The 20,929-nt window shown below is 68.9% G+C and carries 23 protein-coding genes, 1 tRNA gene and 1 other RNA gene; 6 read left to right on the forward strand and 19 right to left on the reverse strand.

Going from position 1 to position 20,929, the window contains the following annotated elements; all coding sequences use genetic code 11:
- Positions 1–29 precede the first annotated feature (29 nt).
- The 13 genes from KK131_RS01855 to KK131_RS01915 all read right to left on the reverse strand — a co-directional run bounded on the left by KK131_RS01855 (position 30) and on the right by KK131_RS01915 (position 11,530).
- The gene (locus KK131_RS01855) at positions 30–1,016 is read right to left on the reverse strand and encodes a PIG-L family deacetylase (RefSeq protein WP_214554873.1); all 987 of its coding nucleotides are present in this window, start codon (positions 1,014–1,016) and stop codon (positions 30–32) included.
- Positions 1,013–1,948 carry a DNA polymerase III subunit delta' gene (gene holB, locus KK131_RS01860; protein ID WP_214554874.1) on the reverse strand — a complete coding sequence of 312 codons (936 nt, stop codon included), beginning with the start codon at positions 1,946–1,948 and terminating at the stop codon, positions 1,013–1,015. Before holB ends, KK131_RS01855 begins: the two co-directional genes overlap by 4 nt.
- Positions 1,945–2,586, reverse strand: coding sequence for a dTMP kinase (gene tmk / locus KK131_RS01865; RefSeq protein WP_214554875.1), 642 nt, complete (start codon positions 2,584–2,586; stop codon positions 1,945–1,947). Before tmk ends, holB begins: the two co-directional genes overlap by 4 nt.
- The gene (mltG, locus tag KK131_RS01870; RefSeq protein WP_214554876.1) at positions 2,583–3,617 is read right to left on the reverse strand and encodes an endolytic transglycosylase MltG; all 1,035 of its coding nucleotides are present in this window, start codon (positions 3,615–3,617) and stop codon (positions 2,583–2,585) included. The genes tmk and mltG overlap by 4 nt, the downstream gene beginning before the upstream one ends.
- Entirely contained in the window at positions 3,614–4,441 is an 828-nt protein-coding gene (pabC, locus tag KK131_RS01875) for an aminodeoxychorismate lyase (RefSeq protein ID WP_214554877.1), read from the reverse strand. Before pabC ends, mltG begins: the two co-directional genes overlap by 4 nt.
- Positions 4,441–5,787: an aminodeoxychorismate synthase component I gene (locus KK131_RS01880; RefSeq protein WP_214554878.1), complete on the reverse strand. Its 1,347-nt coding sequence runs from the start codon at positions 5,785–5,787 to the stop codon at positions 4,441–4,443. Before KK131_RS01880 ends, pabC begins: the two co-directional genes overlap by 1 nt.
- Before the next feature lie 2 nt (positions 5,788–5,789).
- On the reverse strand, positions 5,790–7,028 hold the full coding sequence (gene fabF / locus KK131_RS01885; RefSeq protein ID WP_214554879.1) for a beta-ketoacyl-ACP synthase II: 1,239 nt from the start codon (positions 7,026–7,028) through the stop codon (positions 5,790–5,792).
- A 241-nt stretch (positions 7,029–7,269) separates the two neighbouring features.
- A complete protein-coding gene (acpP, locus tag KK131_RS01890) occupies positions 7,270–7,509 on the reverse strand; it encodes an acyl carrier protein (protein ID WP_007805185.1) in 240 nt (79 codons plus the stop codon).
- Positions 7,510–7,707: 198 nt separating this feature from the next.
- The gene (gene fabG / locus KK131_RS01895; protein WP_214554880.1) at positions 7,708–8,451 is read right to left on the reverse strand and encodes a 3-oxoacyl-ACP reductase FabG; all 744 of its coding nucleotides are present in this window, start codon (positions 8,449–8,451) and stop codon (positions 7,708–7,710) included.
- A 98-nt stretch (positions 8,452–8,549) separates the two neighbouring features.
- Positions 8,550–9,497 carry an ACP S-malonyltransferase gene (gene fabD, locus KK131_RS01900; protein WP_214554882.1) on the reverse strand — a complete coding sequence of 316 codons (948 nt, stop codon included), beginning with the start codon at positions 9,495–9,497 and terminating at the stop codon, positions 8,550–8,552.
- Between the two features lie 144 nt (positions 9,498–9,641).
- A complete protein-coding gene (locus KK131_RS01905; RefSeq protein ID WP_214554884.1) occupies positions 9,642–10,616 on the reverse strand; it encodes a beta-ketoacyl-ACP synthase III in 975 nt (324 codons plus the stop codon).
- Positions 10,617–10,777: 161 nt separating this feature from the next.
- Complete coding sequence (gene rpmF / locus KK131_RS01910) at positions 10,778–10,972, reverse strand: 50S ribosomal protein L32 (RefSeq protein ID WP_149365336.1); 195 nt, start codon at positions 10,970–10,972, stop codon at positions 10,778–10,780.
- 84 nt (positions 10,973–11,056) lie between these two features.
- Complete coding sequence (locus KK131_RS01915; RefSeq protein ID WP_214556621.1) at positions 11,057–11,530, reverse strand: YceD family protein; 474 nt, start codon at positions 11,528–11,530, stop codon at positions 11,057–11,059.
- Positions 11,531–11,715: 185 nt separating this feature from the next.
- Between KK131_RS01915 and KK131_RS01920 the strand changes: the two genes are divergently transcribed.
- Genes KK131_RS01920 through KK131_RS01945 form a run of 6 tightly spaced genes read left to right on the forward strand, consistent with a single transcriptional unit; the run spans position 11,716 to position 17,327 of the window.
- The gene (locus KK131_RS01920) at positions 11,716–12,171 is read left to right on the forward strand and encodes a hypothetical protein (RefSeq protein WP_214554886.1); all 456 of its coding nucleotides are present in this window, start codon (positions 11,716–11,718) and stop codon (positions 12,169–12,171) included.
- Positions 12,168–12,764, forward strand: a complete 597-nt coding sequence (locus KK131_RS01925) for a Maf family nucleotide pyrophosphatase (RefSeq protein WP_214554888.1) — start codon at positions 12,168–12,170, stop codon at positions 12,762–12,764. Before KK131_RS01920 ends, KK131_RS01925 begins: the two co-directional genes overlap by 4 nt.
- Positions 12,765–12,820: 56 nt before the next feature.
- Positions 12,821–13,762 (forward strand): AAA family ATPase, encoded by a 942-nt coding sequence (locus KK131_RS01930; RefSeq protein ID WP_214554890.1) that lies wholly within the window; start codon positions 12,821–12,823, stop codon positions 13,760–13,762.
- Positions 13,762–14,715 (forward strand): DUF58 domain-containing protein, encoded by a 954-nt coding sequence (locus KK131_RS01935; RefSeq protein WP_214554892.1) that lies wholly within the window; start codon positions 13,762–13,764, stop codon positions 14,713–14,715. The genes KK131_RS01930 and KK131_RS01935 overlap by 1 nt, the downstream gene beginning before the upstream one ends.
- Positions 14,712–16,691, forward strand: coding sequence for a DUF3488 and transglutaminase-like domain-containing protein (locus tag KK131_RS01940; RefSeq protein ID WP_214554894.1), 1,980 nt, complete (start codon positions 14,712–14,714; stop codon positions 16,689–16,691). The genes KK131_RS01935 and KK131_RS01940 overlap by 4 nt, the downstream gene beginning before the upstream one ends.
- A 48-nt stretch (positions 16,692–16,739) precedes the next feature.
- Positions 16,740–17,327: a Slp family lipoprotein gene (locus KK131_RS01945; protein ID WP_214554896.1), complete on the forward strand. Its 588-nt coding sequence runs from the start codon at positions 16,740–16,742 to the stop codon at positions 17,325–17,327.
- Between the two features lie 62 nt (positions 17,328–17,389).
- On the opposite strand, the gene KK131_RS01950 is transcribed toward KK131_RS01945, so the two are convergent.
- The 6 genes from KK131_RS01950 to KK131_RS01975 all read right to left on the reverse strand — a co-directional run bounded on the left by KK131_RS01950 (position 17,390) and on the right by KK131_RS01975 (position 20,844).
- On the reverse strand, positions 17,390–17,734 hold the full coding sequence (locus tag KK131_RS01950) for a histidine triad nucleotide-binding protein (protein WP_214554898.1): 345 nt from the start codon (positions 17,732–17,734) through the stop codon (positions 17,390–17,392).
- Positions 17,735–17,758: 24 nt separating this feature from the next.
- Positions 17,759–18,358, reverse strand: a complete 600-nt coding sequence (gene recR, locus KK131_RS01955; RefSeq protein ID WP_214554900.1) for a recombination mediator RecR — start codon at positions 18,356–18,358, stop codon at positions 17,759–17,761.
- Positions 18,359–18,452: 94 nt separating this feature from the next.
- Entirely contained in the window at positions 18,453–18,776 is a 324-nt protein-coding gene (locus tag KK131_RS01960) for a YbaB/EbfC family nucleoid-associated protein (protein WP_214554902.1), read from the reverse strand.
- Entirely contained in the window at positions 18,776–20,491 is a 1,716-nt protein-coding gene (dnaX, locus tag KK131_RS01965; RefSeq protein WP_214554903.1) for a DNA polymerase III subunit gamma/tau, read from the reverse strand. Before dnaX ends, KK131_RS01960 begins: the two co-directional genes overlap by 1 nt.
- Positions 20,492–20,572: 81 nt before the next feature.
- An RNA gene (gene ffs, locus KK131_RS01970) (signal recognition particle sRNA small type) lies at positions 20,573–20,669 on the reverse strand.
- Between the two features lie 82 nt (positions 20,670–20,751).
- Positions 20,752–20,844, reverse strand: a tRNA-Ser gene (locus tag KK131_RS01975).
- Positions 20,845–20,929: the final 85 nt, after the last annotated feature.

Raw genomic sequence — 20,929 nt, forward strand, 5'->3', positions numbered from 1 at the left:
CCATTTCCCCTGGCGCGAAGCTAGTCCGGTCAATCGGCCTGCGCAAGACCCGCCGCGACGCCGCCGGAATGGCCCGACAGCTCGCACCAGCCCCAGTGGTCGAAAATCCACGGTGAACGCAAGGTCAGCGCCAGCCGCACGAAACACGGAGCCCCCGCCGGCACCGACAAGTGCAACCGGCCGGCCTGGTCGCGCTGCAGCGGCGCGTCGCGCCAACGCCAGCTATGCGTGCCCGCCGGACTGGCCACGCTGAGCCGCAGCCAGGGCCGCAGCCAGGCCGGCGGTCGCCACGGCAGGGCGGCCAGCGGCGACGCCAGCCCGGCAGGACGTTCGGGGCGGGCGGCCAGGCGCAGCATGCGCTTGCCGCTCAACGCCATCTGGCTGCGATGTTCAGCCAGCGCGGCGCGCTTGCGTGCCGATTGCGCCGCCGTGCCAGGAATCTCGAAAGAATCGCCGTCCCCGGCGCGACCATGCACCAGGTAGTTCAGCAGTGGCGGCGGATGGGCCTGTTCCGCCAGCGCCAGGCGCACCAGCACATGCGCCGCGGCATGGTCGGGATGGCGGTCGGCCAGCGCCGGCGCCACCACCAGGCTGGGGCCGAACTGGCCAATCGCCGCAACCAACACCGATACCGCGGCGCGGCACGACCGCAGCAGCTCATCGGTGACGCCCATGTCCGGCCAGCCCAGCGGCTGCAGCGCCTGCGCCGGCACCCCCAGGCACTGCAGCGCCTGCAGCATCTCCGCATGGCGGCGGTGTCCCCAGCGCCGGCGATCGGCAACGCGGATGCGCACGCGCCGTTCCAGCCAGCGCTGCGGCCACGGGTTGTTGTCGCCCTCGGTCAGCAGCAGGATCCGCACATCGCCGCCGGCCGCCCGCACTTGCTGGATCAGCAGGCCGGTCGCGATGGTCTCGTCATCCGGGTGCGGCGCCACCACCAGCAGGCGGGTCTGCGCGGAAAATACCGGCAACCCGTTCACCGTGGCCGGCGATGAGCGGGCGCCGGTTCCGCTCATCGCCACTGCGCCAGCAATTCCAGCAGCAGCAGGTCGGCGCGCAACGGACCACGCAAACCCTCGCGGGTGCGATTGGCCGCGTCGTACCAGTGGCCCAGCGCCTCGACGTCCATCGCGCTGGCCAGCGGCCCGTGACCAGCCGTCGAACGCGCCTTGATCTCGTCGGCGCTGGCCTGGGCGGCAAACCACAGCCGCTGCGCCGGTTCGCTGTCCAGCCAGCGCTTGACCACTTCGGTCGGCTGGCCGCGACCGGCGGCCAGCGCGGCCAGATCCTTGCGCACTTCCTGCCGCCGCTCCAGCGCACCTTCCCCGGCCCAGGCCCTCGCCAGGCCGGGATTGCCGCCGGCTGCGGCAAGCGCACCCGCCGCATCGCGCACGCCTTCGGCCTGCAGCCAGGCCAGCGCGTCGGCAGTGGCGGGCAGGTGGAACTCGATCCGCTGGCAGCGGCTGCGGATGGTTTGCGGCAGGCGCCAGGGCGCGTCGGCCAGCAGGATCAGCATGGTCTGCGCGGCCGGTTCCTCCAGCGTCTTCAGCAGCGCATTGGCGGCGGCGGGATTCATCGCGTCGGCCGGGTCGATGCTGGCCACCTGCCAGCCGCCGAACTGGCTGTTCATGGCCAGCCGCGCCGACAGTTCGCGGATCTGGTCGACCACGATCTCGCTGCGCTGCACGCCGTCCTTGCGCAAGCCGAAGCCCAGCGTGACCACATCCGGGTGCGAGCCGGCGGCGAGCAGCAGGCAGCTGCGGCAATGCCCGCAGGCATCGCCACCGGTCGGCTCGGCACACAGCAGTCCCTGCACGAAGCGCTGCGCGAAGGCGCGCTTGCCCAGGCCCGCGGCGCCGCACAGCAGCAAGGCATGCGGCAGCGCACCGCGCTGCCGGCGCGCCTGCAGCCGCGCCCAATGTTCGGCGTGCCAGGGCAATCCGTTCATGCCTGAGCTTCTCCAAACAATGCCGCCAGCGCCCGCGTCGCCGCCCGCAGGACGGCAGCAGGCGACTGGCTGGCGTCGATCACCCGGAAACGCTGCGGCTCGGCCGCGGCGCGCTCGCGGTAACTCGTGCGCACCCGCTCGAAAAAGGCATCGGCCTCGACCTCGATGCGGTCGGCGTCGCCGCGGCCGGCAGCGCGCGCACGGCCGGTCGCCACCGGCAGATCGAGCAATAAGGTCAGGTCGGGCTTCACGCCGGCACAGGCCCAGCGTTCCAGCTCCGCGATGCGCGGCGTCGGCTGGCCGCGGCCGCCCCCCTGGTAGGCGTAGCTGGCATCGGCAAAACGATCGCACAGCACCCACTGGCCCGCACTCAAGGCTGGCTCGATCACTTCGCGCACCAGCTGCGCGCGCGAGGCGAACATCAGCAGCAGCTCGGTCTCGGCAGCCACTCCGTGCTGGGCCGGGTCGAGCACGATCGCGCGCACCGCCTCGCCCACGGCGGTGCCGCCGGGTTCGCGCGTCTGCACCAGCGCGATGCCGTGCTGTTCGATGTGCTCGCGCAGGCCGGCCAGCAAGGTGCTCTTGCCGGCGCCCTCGCCGCCTTCGAGGCTGATGAATTTTCCGCGCAGGGCCGTCATCGGCAATGTTTCCGCTGGTAGCAGTCGACATTGCGATTGTGTTCCTCCAGCGTGCGGGCGAACACGTGGCCGCCGTCGCCGCGCGCCACGAAATACAGCGCGTCGCCGGCGGCCGGGTGCAGCGCCGCGACCAGCGCCGGCTTGCCCGGCAACGCGATCGGCGTCGGCGGCAAGCCAGGCCGGGTATAGGTGTTGTACGGCGTATCGGCGGTCAGGTCGCTGCGGCGGATGTTGCCGGCGTAGTTCGCGCCCATGCCGTAGATCACGCTGGGGTCGGTCTGCAGCAGCATGCGGTCCTTGAGGCGCCGCACGAACACGCCGGCGATCTGCGCGCGCTCCGCCGGAATGCCGGTTTCCTTCTCCACGATCGAGGCCAGGATCAGCGCCTCGTACGGCGTGGCCAGCGGCAGGTCCTGCGCGCGCCCCGCCCACAGTTCGTCGAGCGTCTTCACCATCGCGGCGTGCGCGCGCCGGAGGATGTCCAGGTCGCTGTCGCCCTTCACGTAGGCGTAGGTCTCGGGCAGGAAACGGCCTTCCGGCGCTTCGCCGCCGGCGCCGATCTTCTGCATGATCGCGGCATCGTCCAGCGCGGCGCTGTCGTGGTTCAGCTTCTCGGCCTTGGCCAGCGCCTGGCGCAACTCGCCGAAGGTCCAGCCGTCGACGATGGTGAACAGACGTTGCAGCACCCTCCCGGCCGCCATGTTCGCGAGCAGCTGGCGCGGCGTGATGCCGGGCTCCAGCGCGTACTCGCCGGCATGCAGCTTGCCGGCCACGTGCATCTGCTCGGCCAGCAGGCGCCAGTACAGCGGATTGGCCGAGCTGAAACCACGCTGGCGCAGCTCGCCCACGATGCTCTTGAAGCTGCTGCCGCGGCCGATGTCGATGCTGTCGCCCTGCGCCGCCACGTTCAGCGGTGCCGTGCCGAAGCGGGCAAAGTCGTTCCAGCCATAGATCAGCGCGCCGACCGAAGCCAGCAGCACGATCAGCAGCAGCCGTGGCCATGCGCGCCCGCGCATCGGTTTGTCGCTCATCCGTCCTGCTCCATCGAAAATCCCAAGTCCCGCCAATGCTGCTGCAGCCGGCGGGTCGTCGCACCTGGCGCATAGCCGCAGCCATCCAGCGAACGTACCGGCAGGATGCCGCGCACGCTCGAACTGAGGAAGACTTCGCCGGCACCCAGCAGTGTATCCAGCGTCAGCTCGCCTACCCGTGCCTGCGGACACGCAGCCAGCACCTCGGCCCTGGCTACCCCGGCCACGCCGCAGCGGTCCAGCGACGGCGTCAGCAGTTCACCGTCGACCACCGCAAACAGATTGGCCATGGTCGCCGAAATCACCCGCCCGTGGCTATCGAGCAGCAGGCCTTCGGCAATCGCCGGATCGTTCCATTCGGCGCGCGCGAGCACCTGCTCCAGCCGATTCAGGTGCTTGATGCCGGCCAGCAGCGGCTGCTCCGCCAGACGGATGTTGCACACGCGCATGCGCACGCCTTGCGCATAGACATCGGCGGCGACCGTCGGCGGCACGAACGCGGCCACTATTCGTGTCGGTTGCGGTGAGGCCGGCAGGCTGTAGCCGCGCTCGCCGGGACCGCGGGTGACGGTGATGCGCAATACCGACTGCGGCATGCCACGGCTGACCTCCAGCGCTTCGCGCCACAGCTGCGCCGGATCGGGTGCCGGTATCTGCAGGCGCGCGCAACCTTCGGTCAGCCGCTGCATGTGCCGCGACCACAACGGCGCCACCGTGCCGACCAGGCGGATGCTCTCGAACAGGCCGTCGCCATAGGCCAGGCCACGATCCAGCGCCGACACCTGTGCCGCCGCCACGCCGTTGACCAGCATGCGCGCCGTCATCAGTCCGGCACTCCCAGCGCGCGGAGCAGGCCGCGCGCCTTGGCGCGGGTCTCGTCCAGCTCGTTGGCGGCGACCGAGTCGGCCACGATGCCGGCGCCGGCGCGCAGGCTCACTTCATCGCCGGCCAGGGTCAGGGTGCGGATCAGGATGTTCAAGTCGAGCTCTCCGTTGCGATCGAGATAGCCCAGCGCGCCGGTGTACGCGCCACGCGGCGCGTCTTCCAGCGCGGCGATGATTTCCATGCAGCGCACCTTGGGGCAACCGGTGATGGTGCCGCCCGGGAAGGTGGCGGCGATCACCTCGCCGGGCGTCACGTCGGCACGCAGGCGCCCACGTACATTGGAGACGATGTGGTGAACGTGGGCGTAACTCTCCACCACCATCAGCTCGTCGACCTCGACCGAACCCGGCATGCAGACGCGGCCGAGATCGTTGCGTTCCAGGTCGATCAGCATCACGTGCTCGGCGCGTTCCTTCGGGTGCGCGCTCAATTCGCGGATGCGCGCCAGTTCGTCGTCGCCGGGCAATCGGGGGCGCGTACCGGCGATCGGCCGGGTCTGCGCCACGCCACCGCGCACCTCGACCAGCCGTTCCGGCGAGGAGCTCGCCACCGCCCAGCCCGGCTGCTGCAGCAGGCCGGCGAACGGCGCCGGATTGGCCTGGCGCAGCACCGCATACAGCGATGCCGGCACGGGCGGTTGCGCGTAGCGCGCACGCCAGGCACGCGACAGGTTCACCTGGAAGATGTCGCCGGCATACAAGTGTTCGTGGATGCGCGCCACGCCGTCGAGGAACTGTTGCGGCGCATCCTCGTCCCAATCGACCGGGGCGGCCAGCGGCGGAATCGGCGACACGATCGCGAGATCGGCTTCCAGTACATCGAGCAGATCCTCGTGGCCGGCCTCGGCGACCAGGATCGTGCAATCGCGCACATGGTCGACGATCACCGCGGCCGGACAGCGCACGGCCAGCGCCAGCGGCAGTGTCGTCGGCGGCCGCAGTTTCAGCGTCGGCTCGATCTCGCCGGCCAGTTCGTAGGCCAGCAGCAATACCCAGCCGCCGTGGAACGGCAACCCGTCGCCCTCCGGCGGCAGCCGCTCGGCCCGCCAGGCGGCATCCAGTGCGTCGAGGAAGCGCCCTTGCCGCACCACACCCGCGTCATCGCGCAGGCAGCCGTCGGCGTGCAGGGTCAGCCGCTCGCGCGGGAACGCGAACAGGATGTCGTAGCGCGATTGCGCGGTGCCGTGCACCACGCTTTCCAGCAGGCACGGATAACGCTGCGGAAAAGCAGCGGCCGGCGCGAGCAAGTCGCGCCGGCCGTCCAGGATACGGCGATGGCAGGTCACGCTCAGACGCGGCGGAATGCCAGCGTGCCGTTGGTGCCGCCGAAACCGAACGAGTTGGAGATCGCCACGCCGACCTTCGCCTCGCGTGCCGTGTTCGGCACGAAGTCCAGGTCGCAGCCTTCGCCCGGCTCGTCGAGGTTGATCGTGGGCGGCAGTACCTGGTCGCGCAGCGCCAGGATGCTGAAGATCGCCTCGACGCCGCCGGCCGCACCGAGCAGGTGGCCGGTGGTGGACTTGGTCGAGCTCATCGCCAGCTTGTACGCGTGGTCGCCGAACACCTTCTTCGCCGCCATCACCTCGCCGAGGTCGCCCAGCGGCGTGGAGGTGCCGTGCGCATTGATGTACTGCACGTCAGCCGGATTGAGGCCGGCGTCGTCCAGCGCGGTCTGGATGCAGCGTGCCGCACCCTCGCCGCCCTCGCTCGGCGCGGTCATGTGGAACGCGTCGCCGCTCATGCCGAAACCGACCAGCTCGGCGTAGATGCGCGCGCCGCGGGCCTTGGCGTGTTCGTACTCTTCCAGCATCAGCACGCCGGCGCCGTCGGACAGCACGAAGCCGTCGCGGTCCTTGTCCCACGGACGGCTGGCCTTGGTCGGCTCGTCGTTGCGGGTGGACATCGCCTTGGCCGAGCAGAAGCCGGCCATCGCGGTACCGGTGGTGGCGAACTCGGCGCCGCCGGCGATCATCGCGTCGGCATCGCCGTACTGGATCATGCGCGCGGCCAGCCCGATGTTGTGCGCGCCGGTGGTGCAGGCGGTGACGCAGGCGATGTTCGGGCCCTTCAGGCCGAACATGATCGACAACTGGCCCGAGACCATGTTGATGATCGAGCTGGGCACGTAGAACGGCGAGACCCGGCGCGGGCCTTTTGCCGCCAGTTCCAGCGTGGTCGCCTCGATCGTGTACAGGCCGCCGATGCCGGCACCGACCGCCACGCCGATGCGCGGTGCGTTCGCCTCGGTCACTTCCAGCCCGGAATCACGCAGGGCCTGGGTGCCTGCCGCCACGCCGTAGTGGATGAACGGGTCCATCTTCTTGACGTCCTTGAGCGGCATCCACTCGGCCGGATCGAAGCCGCTGACCTGGCCGGCGATGCGCGTGGAATAAGCGGAGGTGTCGAAATGGGTGACCGGGCCGATGCCGCTGACGCCCTTGAGGACACGCTCCCAGGCGCTGGCGATGTCGTTGCCGACCGGCGAGATGATGCCCATGCCGGTCACTACCACACGTCGCTTGCTCATGCTGATGTTCCTTACGTGATTGCGTGGATCCGCCGTTGCCGGCAGCCACCTCGCACGGGTCGCGGGGACGTCGCCCGGTTGCGCCTGGCAGGCATCCTGCCCACCATACGGGGTCGGACGTTACAAATTGCAGAAACGAAAACTGCGCCAAGATGGCGCAGCATTCGATATCGCCGCGTGTAGGCGGACTGGCCAGCGGGCGCGTGCCAGTCCAGATGCGCGGCGATCAATCCCGGATCGATCAATCCTTGGAGTGGGCCTTGATGTAATCAACGGCCTGCTGCACGGTGGTGATCTTCTCGGCATCTTCGTCGGGAATCTCGGTCTCGAACTCTTCCTCGAGCGCCATCACCAGTTCCACCGTGTCCAGCGAATCTGCGCCCAGATCGTCCACGAACGAAGCGTTCGCCGTGACTTCATCTTCCTTCACGCCCAACTGCTCGATGACGATTTTCTTGACGCGCTCTTCGATGGTGCTCATGTTGCCCATACCTCTCAAGGAGTAATTGATTTGTTTGTGCCGGCATAAGGCCTGCAAAAGGCCGGCGCATTGTAGTGGCTAAACCGCGAGGCCGCCACGATTCGCCGGTGACACGAGGGCGCGGCCCCCCGATGACCGGCGCGAAAGCGCAATTGTCGCCTAAAACGGGGCCGCTGGCGACAACTGCGTCCACACGTCCTACGGCATGTACATGCCGCCGTTGACGTGCAGGGTTTCCCCGGTGATGTAGGCCGCTGCCGGCGAGGCCAGGAAGCCCACCGCCTTGGCGATGTCCGTCGCCTCGCCCAGCCGCCCCAGCGCGATCTGGCCGAGCAGCGCCTGTTTCGATTCTTCCGGCAGGGCGCGGGTCATGTCGGTGTCGATGAAGCCCGGCGCCACCACGTTGACGGTGATGCCGCGGCTGCCGATCTCGCGCGCCAGCGACTTGGAGAACGCGATGATGCCGGCCTTGGCCGCGGCGTAATTGGACTGGCCCGGATTGCCGGTGAGTCCGATCACCGAGGCGATCGAGATGATGCGGCCCTTCCTCGCCTTCATCATGCCGCGCATCACCGCCTTGGAAGTGCGGTAGACCGAGGTGAGGTTGGTGTCGATGATCGCCTGCCAGTCCTCGTCCTTCATCCGCATCAGCAACTGGTCGCGGGTGATGCCGGCGTTGTTGACCAGGATCGAGACCGCGCCGAATTCCTTCGCGATCGCGTCGATCAGCCCGTCGACCGCCGCGCCGTCGGTGACGTTCAGCACGCGGCCATGGCCGCCATGCGCGGCCAGCCGTTCGTCGATCGCGGCGGCGCCGTTCTCGCTGGTGGCGGTGCCGACCACCGTCGCGCCCATCGCCGCCAGTTCGTCCGCGATCGCCGCACCGATGCCACGGCTGGCGCCGGTGACCAGCGCGATTTCACCTTGCAGTGGGAGAGTCATGTCGTCTTCTCATGCCGTTCGTTGATGCGACCGTCCATGATCGCGAGGATCAAGAAGCAGCCATCCCTGGCTGCACTCTTCACAAAAGCCGTCGCCACCTAGCCCCACTCGGCACGTGCAGCGTCGAGTTCCGCCGGGGTGCCGATGGCACGGGCCTCGACGCTCTTGTCGATGCGCTTGATCAGGCCGGCCAGCACCTTGCCCGGACCGCATTCGGCGATGCGTGCGGCGCCACCGGCGGCCAGCGCCTGCACGCACTCGGTCCAGCGCACCGGCAGGTACAGCTGGCGCTGCAGCGCGCCGCGAATGTCATCGAGCGTGGCGTAGCTGCGCGCCTCGGCGTTCTGGATCACCGGGATCGACGGCGGCTGCCAGTCGATCGCGGCCATCCGCTCGCCCAGGCGGTCGGCCGCCCCGCGCATCAGCGCGCAATGCGACGGCACCGACACGGCCAGCTTGATCGCCTTCTTCACGCCCAGCTCGGCCAGTTTCGCCAGCGCGCGATCGACCGCCTCGGCGTTGCCGGCGATCACCAGCTGCCCCGGCGAATTGAAGTTGGCCGGCGCCACTACCTGGCCCTGTGCCGCGTCCTCGCACACCTGCGCGATCTGCGCGTCGTCGCCGCCCAGGATCGCCGCCATCGCGCCCACGCCGGCCGGCACCGCCATCTGCATCAGCCGACCGCGCTCGGCCACCAGCGCCGCCGCGTCATGCAGCGACAGCGCGCCGGCGCAGACCAGCGCGCTGTACTCGCCCAGGCTGTGGCCGGACAACTGCGCCGGCTGCGCGCCGCCCAGCTTCTGCCACACCCGCCACACCGCCACGCTGGCAGCCAGCAGCGCCGGCTGGGTGTTCTCGGTGCGATTGAGCTGGTCTTCCGGGCCCTGCGCGCTCAGCTTCCACAGATCGACGCCGGCGCCTTGCGAGGCCTCCTCGAACGTGGCCTGCACCTCGGCATGCGCGACGGCCAGTTCGGCCAGCATGCCGACCGACTGCGAGCCCTGGCCGGGGAAAACGAAAGCGAGCGAAGCGGAAGTGGAACTCATGGATGCGCAAATCCTGCCGACGAAAACCGCCATGGTGCCAGCATCACCGCCCATACGCAGCTGTATTCGCCGTTTTCCGGGACACGAAGCACGATGCCGCCCGGGCAGGCGGCATCGCGGAGGACGCTTCGAACGTATGACGGCTCAGTAGCGCAGCAGCGCCGAAGCCCAGGTAAAGCCACCGCCGAACGCTTCCAGCAGCAGGTTCTGGCCGCGCTGTACCTTGCCCGAGCGCACCGCGTAGTCCAGTGCCAGCGGCACCGAACCGGACGAGGTGTTGGCGTGCTTGTCGACCGTCACGATGACCCGCTCCATCGACATCTTCAGGCGCTTGGCAGTCGCCTCGATGATGCGCAGGTTGGCCTGGTGCGGAATCAGCCAGTCGATGTCCGACTCGGCCATGCCGGCCGCCTGCAGGGTCTCATCGACCAGCGAATCGAGCGTCTTCACCGCAACCTTGAACACCTCGCGACCGGCCATCCTGATGCGCACGCCGTGATTGGGTTCGTCCTTGAAGCCGACCGACACGCCGACCGGGTTGTACAGCAGGTGCTTGTAGCCGCCGTCGGCATGCAGGCAGGTGGTGTAGATGCCCGGCTCGCCGGACGCCTCCAGCACCACCGCGCCGGCGCCGTCGCCGAACAGCACGCAGCTTTCGCGCTCGCTCCAGTCGACCATCCGGGTCAGCGTCTCGGCGCCGATCACCAGCACCTTCTTCGACTGCCCGCTCCTGATGAACTTGTCGGCGATGCCCAGCGCATAGACGAAGCCCGAGCACGCCGCATTGACGTCGAACGCGGCGCAGCCGTTCGCGCCGAGGCGATGCTGCACCAGGCAGGCGGTGGACGGGAAGATGATGTCCGGCGTGGTCGTGCCGAGGATGATCAGATCGAGTTCGGACGCCTTGACGCCAGCCGCTTCCAGCGCACGCTGCGCGGCAAGGAATGCCAGGTCGCCGGTGGTCTCGCCGTCGGCGACGATGTGGCGCTGGCGGATACCGGTGCGGGTGCGGATCCACTCGTCACTGGTGTCGACGATCTTTTCCAGGTCGGCGTTGGTTACCACGCGCTCGGGCAACGCACTGCCGGTGGCGATGATGCGGGAGTAGATCTGGGCCATTCAGCTGTCCATCAACGTAAACGAAGGATTGAACGCCCTGGGCGGCGCCAGCGCAACCGTCCCCTGCGGCATTCATGATGTCCGTCAACGCAAAACGGCGCGTCGCCGCGCCGTCTCGCCTGACCGAAGTCCGGGAACCCCGCAGGGTTCCGCGAAACCGGTCAATCCTCGACCGACACCGCGCCCTTGGTCTCGATCACTTTCTTGCCGCGATAGTAGCCGTCCTTGGTGACGTGATGGCGCAGGTGCACTTCGCCACTGGTCGGATCGGTGGACAACTGCACGGTCTTCAGCGCGTCGTGCGCACGACGCATGCCGCGGGTGGACGGGGTACGGCGGCTCTTGGCAACTGCCATGGTAGTTCTCCAACTGAAACTTGATGATTGAAACCAGGATGATCTGTGGCGTCATGACCCGGGTCGGATGATCCGGGTCGGCGGTTACTTCTTCAGTTCGCGCAACACCGCGAACGGACTTTCGGAGTGCCCCTCGCCGGCAGAGTCCGGGTCGTGGCCTGTCACTTCGTCGGGCAGGCTGCTGTCCGGGTTGACCGGAATCAGCGGCAGCGCCAACAGCAATTCGTCTTCTATCACATCCGCCGGATTCAGCCGGCCATCCTCGGCCACCAGCAGCGGTTCGCAATCGGGCGGCAAACCGGCCTCATCGCGCTCCTGCCTGATCAGGCCTAGCCGGGTATCCACCGCGACCGGCAGTACAAACGGTTCCAGCGTGCGTTGGCAGACCAGCGTCAGCGAAGCCCGCGCGTGAACGTCGACGTAGCTGATACCCAGTTCGTCGCGCCCGAAATCCAGTTCGAACTGCAGCAGCCCGTCAGTGCTTGCCAGCATCTCGCACAGGCGGGACATGGTCGCGATGGGTAGCGTTCCCTCGAACGAACGCCGCGCCGAGACCATGCGCCAAGCGTCCACGGACTCTGGCAGTGTCACGGACATAATCGTGAAATGTTAGGTTCGAAGCCGCCTGAAGTCAACCGGCATGGCGCCGGAACGGCCCTGCCCCGCCCCGGCGGTCGCTTATTTTGCCTGATGCGGCCCCGATGCGGCAGACTGAATCTCCCTGCCGCCTGAGCCACTGCCCCTTGAACTCTTATCTGACGCTCGGTGCCGCCGTGCTGCTGGGGCTGCTGATTGCCCTGGTGGGCGCGGCCCTGCTGTTGCGCCGGCGCCAGACACTGCGCGGCAGCAGCCTCAAGACCCTCCTCGACCTGGCCGACCGGCTGGAGACCGACCTGAAGACCTGCCGCAGTCGCCTGCAGCAGGCGCACGCGGTGATGTCGCTCAACCCCGACCTGCCCGCTGCCAGCGAACAGGACGCCCAGCATGCGATCGACGCCGGCCTGCGCGCGCTGCTGCAGCAACGGCTGTGGATCCGCGACCGCTCGCCGCACGCCAGCCAGCACGAACTGGACGAGGCCGCTGCGTCGATGCGCGGCACCCGCGACCGTCTGCAACCCTTGCTGAAGGCCCTCGACCAGGCCCAGACCGACCTGAACAGCGCGATGCGCGAACACATCCGGCGCGAATCGGATACATGATCCCGACCCGCCAACCGCCACGCATCGTGCTGGGTTCGACATCGCGCTACCGCGCCGAGCTGCTGCGCCGGCTGCTCGCGGACTTCGAGCAGGCCGCACCCGGAACCGACGAAACCCCCTTGCCGAACGAGGCGCCCGCGGCGCGCGCCCTGCGCCTGGCGATCGCCAAGGCCGCGGCGGTCGCGCGCGACTATCCGGATGCCCTGGTGATCGGCTCCGACCAGGTCGCCGAGCTCGACGGCCTGATCCTCGACAAGCCCGGCACCGCCGAACGCGCCCGCGCCCAGCTCGCCGCCAGTTCCGGCCGCGAGGTGCACTTCCATACCGCGCTGTGCCTGCTCGATACGCGCAATGGCCGGCGGCATACCCACGTCGACCACACCCGCGTGCGCTTCCGCACGCTGGACGCCGCGGAAATTGCCCGCTACGTCGAGCGCGAACAGCCGCTGGACTGCGCCGGCAGTTTCAAGTGCGAAGGCCTCGGCATCAGCCTGTTCGAGGCGATCGACAACTCCGACCCCAGCGCGCTGATCGGCCTGCCGCTGATCGCGCTGGCGCAACTGTTGCGCGAAGCAGGCATCGCGCTGCCCTAGAAAGCGGCAGTTACACTGCCCCTCGGTCCCACCTTGCCAGCGAAGAACCCGCATCCATGTCCGCCATCACCCAGCCCCACGACGAACCTCTGCAGCAGCGACTGGACGCCGCGATGGCCCAGGTCAATCGCGTGCTGCTGGGCAAGCCGCGTCAGGTGAAACTCGCCTTCGCCTGCCTGATCGCCGGCGGCCATCTGCTGCTGGAGGACGTGCCCGGCGTGGGCAAGACCACGCTGGCGCACGCGCTGGCGGCCACCTTCGCGCTGGAGTTCCAGCGCGTGCAGTTCACCAGCGACCTGCTGCCGTCGGACATCATCGGAGTCAGCGTGTACGAGCGCGAGACCGGCCAGTTCCGCTTCCACCCCGGCCCGATCTTCACCGGCCTGCTGCTGGCCGACGAGATCAACCGCGCCAGCCCGAAGACGCAGAGCGCGCTGCTGGAGGCGATGGCCGAGGGCCAGGTCACCGTGGACGGCCAGACGCATGCGCTGGCGCAGCCGTTCTTCGTGGTCGCCACGCAGAATCCGCTGGATCTCAACGGCACCTTCCCGCTGCCCGACTCGCAGCTCGACCGCTTCATGCTGCGGCTGTCGCTGGACTACCCGGATGCCACCGCCGAACGCGCCCTGCTCACCGGCAGCGACCGCCGCGACCTGCTGGCCCAGCTGATGCCGCAACTCGACGGCACGGCATTGCTCGCGCTGCACCGGCAGGCGCAGGCGATCACCGCCAGCACCGCCCTGCTCGACTACCTGCAGGCCCTGCTCGCCGCCAGCCGCCGGCACGCCGACATCCGCGTGGGCCTGTCCCCGCGCGCCGGCCTGGCGCTGCTCGCGGCGGCGCGCGCGTGGGCGCTGCTCAGCGGCCGCGGCCACGTGCTGCCGGAAGACATCCAGGCGCTGTTCGTGCCGCTGGCCGCGCACCGCCTGCTGCCGGCGCGCGGCGCCAACGGCGACACGCTGGCGCGGCAGTTGCTGGCCGAGGTGGCGGTGGATTGATGCGCGATCTGCTGCAGCGCCTGCAACGACGGGCCGAGCACCGGCTGCCCGCACTCACCCGCTACCGCCGCCCGGAAAGCCTGCCGATCGAACTGCACCGGCGGCGCATCTATATCGTGCCGACCGGCTTCGGCCTCGGCTTCTCCGTCCTGCTGCTGGTGATGCTGGTGGGCGCGCTGAACTATGCGAACAACGCCGCCCTGCTGCTCACCTGCCTGCTCGGCGCGGCCAGCGCGGCCAGCATGCTGGTGGCGTTCCGCAGCCTCGACGGCTTGCGCCTGGGCCACATCCGCGCCGGCCATGCGGTCGCCGGCCAGCCCCTCGAACTCATCCTGACGTTCGACTCCGGCCGCCCGCGCAACGCCATCCGCGTCGACCTCGGTGACCGCACTCTCGCCTTCGCGCTCGACGGCCGCACCAGCATCCATGTGAAGCTGGCCCTGCCCACCGCGCAACGCGGCTGGCTGCCGCTGCCGCGGATACGGGTGTGGACCAGTTGGCCGCTGGGCCTGTTCCGCGCGTGGAGCTGGCTGCACCCCGAGCAGTCGATACTGGTGTGGCCACGCGCGGAAGCGGCCGGGCCGCAACCGCACGCACCCGCCGACGACGCCCGCCACATGCGCCTGCATCGCGGCGACGAACTGGCCGCGTTGCGCGACTACCGCGCCGGCGACCCGCAACGACACATCGCCTGGAAGGCCAGCGCCCGCCACGAGAACCTGCTGGTGAAGGATTTCGAGCAGCCGCAAAGCCGCCCGCAATGGCAGCTGGACTGGCGCCGGCTGGGCGGACTGGACAACGAGGCACGCATCGCCCGGCTGGCGCGCTGGCTGAACGAGGCACAGGCCCAGCGCGGCCACTACAGCCTGTGGCTGCCCGGCAACGAAATTCCCGGCGGCAGCGGGCCGCTGCACTACGCGCATTGCATGAGCGCGCTGGCACAACTGCCATGACGCCACCACGACCAAAATCGCCAGGCGAGCGGCCGATCGACACTCGCGCGTTCGACCTGCTCAGCCTGACCATGGCGCTGGTGCTGGGCCTGCACTCGCCGCACCTGCCGTGGTGGCTCGGCATCGCGCTGGCGCTGATCCTCGGCTGGCGCTGGTGGCAGCGGCGGCGCCAGGCCGGCCGGGTGCCGCGCTGGCTCAAGCTGCCGTTGCTGGTCCTGCTGACGCTGGCGGTGATCGTGCAGTACGGCAACATCTTCGGCCGCGAACCCGGGGCGGCGCTGGCGGTCGGCCTGCTGGTCCTGAAGCTGCTGGAGACCGAGGCCGCGCGCGACGTCCGCGTGGGCATCAGCTTCGCCTGCTTCGCGCTGATGACCGCGCTGCTGTTCGACCAGGGCCTGATCGCCACCGTGGTGGTCGCGCTGGGCCTGCTGCCGGCGCTGGCCACCTTGCGCGCGCTGGAACCGGGGCAACTGCCGACCAGCCTGCCGCGCGCCTTGCTGCCCGGCCTGGCGCTGTCCGCGGCGGCCCTGCCGCTGGCCCTGCTGGCCTTCCTGCTGGTGCCGCGGCTGAGCTCGCCGCTGTGGGGCGCCCCATCACAGGACCAGGCACGCACCGGCCTCAGCGACAGCATGACGCCGGGCAATTTCACCGACCTGCTCACCGACGACCATCCGGCGATGCGGGTCAGTTTCGACGGCGCGCCGCCACCACCGGACCAGCGCTATTTCCGCGCCTACGTGATGTGGAATTTCGACGGCCGCAGCTGGCGCCACCTCGACCCGCGATACGCCCCGCCACGGCAGCCGGCGCCGCTCGAGGCCGCCGGCTCGATCCGCTACCAGATCAACCTGCAGCCCACCCGGCGACGCGTGTTGCCGATGCTGGACGTGCCGCTGCAGGCGCCGGCGCAGGCCACCCTGCAAGCCGACCATGAAGTGATGGCCGACAAGCCGGTCAACGACCAGCTCGACTACGCCGCGCGCTCGGCGCTGCAGTACCGGCTGCAACCCAGTCTGGACGAGCGCTCGCGCCGGCTCGGCCTGCGCCTGCCGGCGGATTTCAACCCGCGCACGCATGCACTGGCCGCGCAGTGGCGGCAGCGCTACGGCGGCGACGATGCCGCGATCGTGCAGGCCGCGCTGGGCCTGTTCCACGACGGCGGCTTCCGCTACACGCTGGCGCCGGCGCCGCTGGGGCGCGACTCGGTGGACGACTTCCTGTTCGACACCCGCGAGGGTTTCTGCGAGCACTATTCGTCGGCGTTCACCGTGCTGATGCGCGCCGCCGGCATCCCGGCGCGGGTGGTCACCGGCTACCAGGGCGGCTACTGGAACAAGCTCGGCGATTACTTACTGGTGCGCTATTCCGACGCGCATGCGTGGAGCGAGGTGTGGCTGGCCGGACGCGGCTGGGTGCGCGTCGATCCCACCGGCGCGGTGCGCCCGGAGCGGGTTTCGCTGGGCGCGGCCGCGGCCGCCGGCGACCAGTTGTCCTGGTACCGCAACGACTGGCTGCAAGGCCTGCGCAATCGCTGGGACATCGTCAACCGCTGGTGGGACCAGGGCGTTATCGGCTTTGATGCGCTACGCCAGCGCGGCCTGCTGACACCGTTCGGCATCCGCGATGCCGACACGGCGACGCTCGGCGTGCTGCTGGCGATCAGCAGCGTGCTGTTCGTCGCGATCGGGCTGGCGTGGGCATTGTTGCGGCGGCAGCCACGCGATCCGTTGCGCGGCGCGCTGCGCGAGCTGGAGCGGAAGCTGGCGCGCAAGGGCATTGCGCGCCGCCCCGCCGAAGGCCCGCAGCATTACCTGAGCCGCGCCGCCCGTGCGCTGCCGGGTCAACGCGATGAACTGGCAAGCCTGATGAGGAGTTACCTGGAACTGCGTTATGCCCATGACGAACCGCCGACTGAACCATTGCGCGCGTTTCAGCACGCCGTGCGGGATTTCCGTATCGTCAACGTGGTCAAATAAGAGCCGACACGACGGCGCAGGCCGTCGCCCATGTATGGAGAGATCCCCATGTCCCTGTACCGCCCACTGACCCTCGCCGCCGCGCTCGCCCTGCTGGCCGGGTGCGCGACGATTCCGAAACCGCTGGAAGGCACCTATACCGACGTCTCCACCGCCAGCGCCCAGCAAGGCGGTGCGGGTGGCACCCGCGTGCGCTGGGGTGGCGAGATCATCAAGACCGAACCGGGCCCGCAGCAGACCTGCTTCTACCTGCTGTCGCGTCCGCTGGACAGCCAGGCGCGCCCGAAGGCCGGCAATACCGGCGAGAACCTGGGCCGCTTCGTCGCCTGCCGCGACGGCTTCTACGATCCGGAAGTGTTCGTCCGCGGCCGCGAGCTGACCGTCACCGGCACGCTGCACGGCACGGTGTCGCAGAAGGTGGGCGAGTTCGACTACGCCTACCCGCGCGTGGAGGCCGACGTGGTCTACCTGTGGCCGAAGCGCCCGATCATGGTGAATTACCCGCCGGGCTTCTATGACCCGTTCTGGGGCCCGGGCTTCGGCCCGTACTGGGGCGGCTACCCCTACTACGGCGGCTACTATCCCCGCCGGGTGATCGTGGTGCGGCCACCCCCGCCGCCCCCGCCGAAGAAGTAAGCGCACATGAAAACGCCGGCTCGAAGCCGGCGTTCTCATGTGCGGGATGCGGGCCACCGCGCTCAGCCCGGCGGCCAGTGCATGCGCCGCCCGGCCAGCAGGTGGACGTGCAGGTGGTACACGGTCTGCCCGCCATCCTCGTTGGTGTTGATCACCGCGCGGTAACCCTGCTCGGCAAAACCTTCCTGCTTCGCGTATGCCGCCGTGGCCAGCAGCAACTTGCCGAGCAGCTCGGCATCACCCGCCGTCGCGTCGTTGAGCGTGGCCAGCGGCCGCTTCGGAATGAACAGCACGTGCACCGGCGCCTGCGGATTCAGGTCGCGGAACGCCAGCACCTCGTCGTCCTCGTAGACGATGTCGGCCGGAATCTCGCGGCGGACAATCTTGCTGAAAATCGTGTCGCTCATGATCGGTTTCCTGAAGGTGATGGCTCAATCGAGCAGCTGCCGACCGCCGAACGCATGCGCCAGCGTGCTGCGATCGACGTATTCCAGTTCGCCGCCCAGCGGTACGCCGTGCGCCAGCCGAGTCGGCCGCACGCCGCCGGCGCGGGCCAGCTGGGCCAGGTAATGCGCAGTGGCCTCGCCTTCCACGGTGGGGTTGGTGGCGATGATCAGCTCCTCGATCTCGCCCTCACCCAGGCGCTGGGTCAACTGCGCCAGCCCCAGCTCTTCCGGGCCCAGCCCGTCCAGCGGCGACAACCGACCCATCAGCACGAAGTACTGGCCGCGGTAGCCGGTGGCCTGTTCGATCGCCGCCAGGTCGGTCGGCGACTCCACCACGCACAGCACCTGGCGGTCGCGGCTGGAACTGGAACACAGCGAACACAGCGGCTCCTCGCTGAAGTTGCGGCAGCGCTCGCAATGGCCGATGCGCCGCATCGCCTGCTCCATCACTGCGGCCAGCTTCAAGCCGCGCTCGCGCTCGCGCTCCAGCAGATGGAAGGCCATCCGCTGCGCACTCTTGCCGCCCACGCCGGGCAGGCAGCGCAGGGCTTCGATCAGGTCGGCGAGGAGAGGGGAACCGGTCATTGGACGTCCGGGAATCGGGAATCGAGAATCGGGAATCGCAAGATCAAGAACATGAGGCACCGCGCTCCGCTTTTACCAATCCCGAATCCCGACCTCAAAACGGCATCTTGAAGCCGGCCGGCAGATTCATCCCGGCGGTGACGCCGCCGAGCTTGTCCTTGCTGACTTCGGCCACCTTGTTCACCGCGTCGTTGATCGCGGCGGCGACCAGGTCCTCGGCCATCTCGGGGTCGTCGGCAAACGTCTGCCGGTCGATCTGCACGCGGCGCACCTCGTGCGCTCCGGTCATCACCACGCTGACCAGGCCGCCACCGGCACTGCCGGTGACTTCGAGTTTCGCGATTTCCTCCTGCGCACGCTTCATGTCTTCCTGCATGCGCTGGGCCTGCTGCATCAGCTGGCCGATCTGTCCTCTCATCACACTGCTCCGGATTCGCTGTCAAAAGGTTTGATGGACTGCGGCACCACGCGCGCGCCGAATTCGCGCTTCAGCGACTGCACCAGCGGATCGCCCTCGATCGCCTGCTCGGCCGCGGCCTGGGCCGCATCGCGCGCCTGCGCGGCACGCGCCGCCGGGGTCTGCGCGGCGGCAGTCTGACTGCTGTTGACGAAGCGCAGGCGGATGCGTTCGCCCAGCGCCTGGCCGATGCGCTCCTCCATCTGGCTGACCATCGGCTCCACCGCCAGGCTCATGTGCGCCGGCTGCAGCGCCAGCACCAGGGTCTGCCCGTCGCGCTCGCGCAATACCGCGTTCTGCGCCAGCAACCCGAACGGGCCGCGCAAACCGGCGCGCTCGATCAAGGCTTCCCAGTTCGGCAGGCCGCTGGCATCCCGCGCCAGCGGAGCTGCCACGGCGGCTGCCGCGGGAGCAGGTGCCGGACGCACATCCGGCTCCGTGCGCGCTGCCGGCGGCGAGGGGTAATCCTTCGGGCGTTCGGATACGGCGGCGGGGCGTGCTGCCGCCGATCGTGGCGGTACCGCCGACGTCGATGCCGGCGCGCTGCTCGCGGCCGGCCTTTCGACCCTTGCCGCCGTCGGCGTGCCACCGCCCGGCTGGAACGCCAGCATGCGCAGCAGCGCCATCTCGAAGCCGGTGCGCGCGTCCGGCGCGAGCGCCAGATCGCGCCGGCCCGAGGTGGCGATCTGGTAATACAACTGCACGTCTTCCGGCGTCATCCGCTCGGCCAAGGCAGCCAGCGCGCCATCGTCGTCACTGTCTTCCTCCGGCCGATAACCGGGAATCAGCTGGATCAGCTGCAGCCGGTGCAGCACGCTGGCGATGTCGTCCAGCACGCCGCCGAAATCCGGCGAATACGAAGCGATCTGCGTGCACTCGGCAAGCAGCCGTTCGCCGTCGCCGGCGGCCAGCGCGTCGAGCACGCCCAGCACTTGTCCACGCGCCACGCTGCCGAGCATCGTGCGCACGTCGTCGGCATGCAGCGCGCCGCCGCCGTAGGCGATTGCCTGGTCCAGCAGCGACAGGCCGTCGCGCAGCGAGCCGTCCGCGGCGCGCGCCAGCTCGCCGATCGCGCTTTCTTCGTAGACGATGTTCTCGGCGCCCAGGATGTGCCGCATCTGACCGGAGATCTGTTCCGGCAGCAGCCGCTTCAGGTTGAACTTCAGGCAGCGCGACAGCACCGTCACCGGCAGCTTCTGCGGATCGGTGGTGGCGAGCAGGAACTTCACGTGCGGCGGCGGCTCTTCCAGCGTCTTCAGCAGCGCGTTGAACGCGTTCTTCGACAGCATGTGCACCTCGTCGACCAGGTACACCTTGAAACGGCCGCGCGACGGCGCGTACTGCGCGTTCTCGATCACCTCGCGCACGTCGTCCACGCCGGTGTTGCTGGCCGCGTCGATTTCCAGCAGGTCGACGAAGCGCCCCTCGTCCACCGCCGTGCACACCGAACACTCGCCGCAGGGATCGGCCGACTGCCCGCGCTCGCAATTCAGCGACTTGGCGAAGATGCGCGCAATGGTGGTCTTGCCCACGCCGCGGGTGCCGGTGAACAGGTAGGCATGATGCATGCGCCCGGTATCGAGCGCATTGGTAAGCGCGCGCACCACGTGTTCCTGCCCGACCAGTTCGGCGAACTTGCGCGGACGCCACTTGCGGGCGAGTACCTGATAAGACATGACTATCAACGTTGGGGCAAAGGTTGATTGTGCCAAGTCGCGGGAGGTAAGTCAGTAAAGCACGCCCCAAAAGGGCGGCGGCCCCGCCAGCCACACCCCGGCACCCGAATCATTCGCTACCGTTGCTTCCTTCCGGACCTGGCGGAGTTTGCGAACTATCGTCGCGGGGGGACCGACGGGGCCACCATGGACGTCAAACGATTACGCTTGCTGCTCTTGCTGTTGCGCCAGCCTCACGCTGTCGCACCTTGTTCAGAAACTGGCGGAGAGGGCGGGATTCGAACCCGCGATACGGGGATAAGCCGTATACACACTTTCCAGGCGTGCTCCTTCAACCACTCGGACACCTCTCCGCATAAACCCTTTCGCACCACGACCACGGGCGGGATTGTTCGGGCCAGCCTGGCGGCTGTCCAAATTCGTTCCCGACGAATTTGT

This window comes from Rhodanobacter sp. LX-99 (genome assembly GCF_018599185.1).
Lineage (GTDB): Bacteria > Pseudomonadota > Gammaproteobacteria > Xanthomonadales > Rhodanobacteraceae > Rhodanobacter.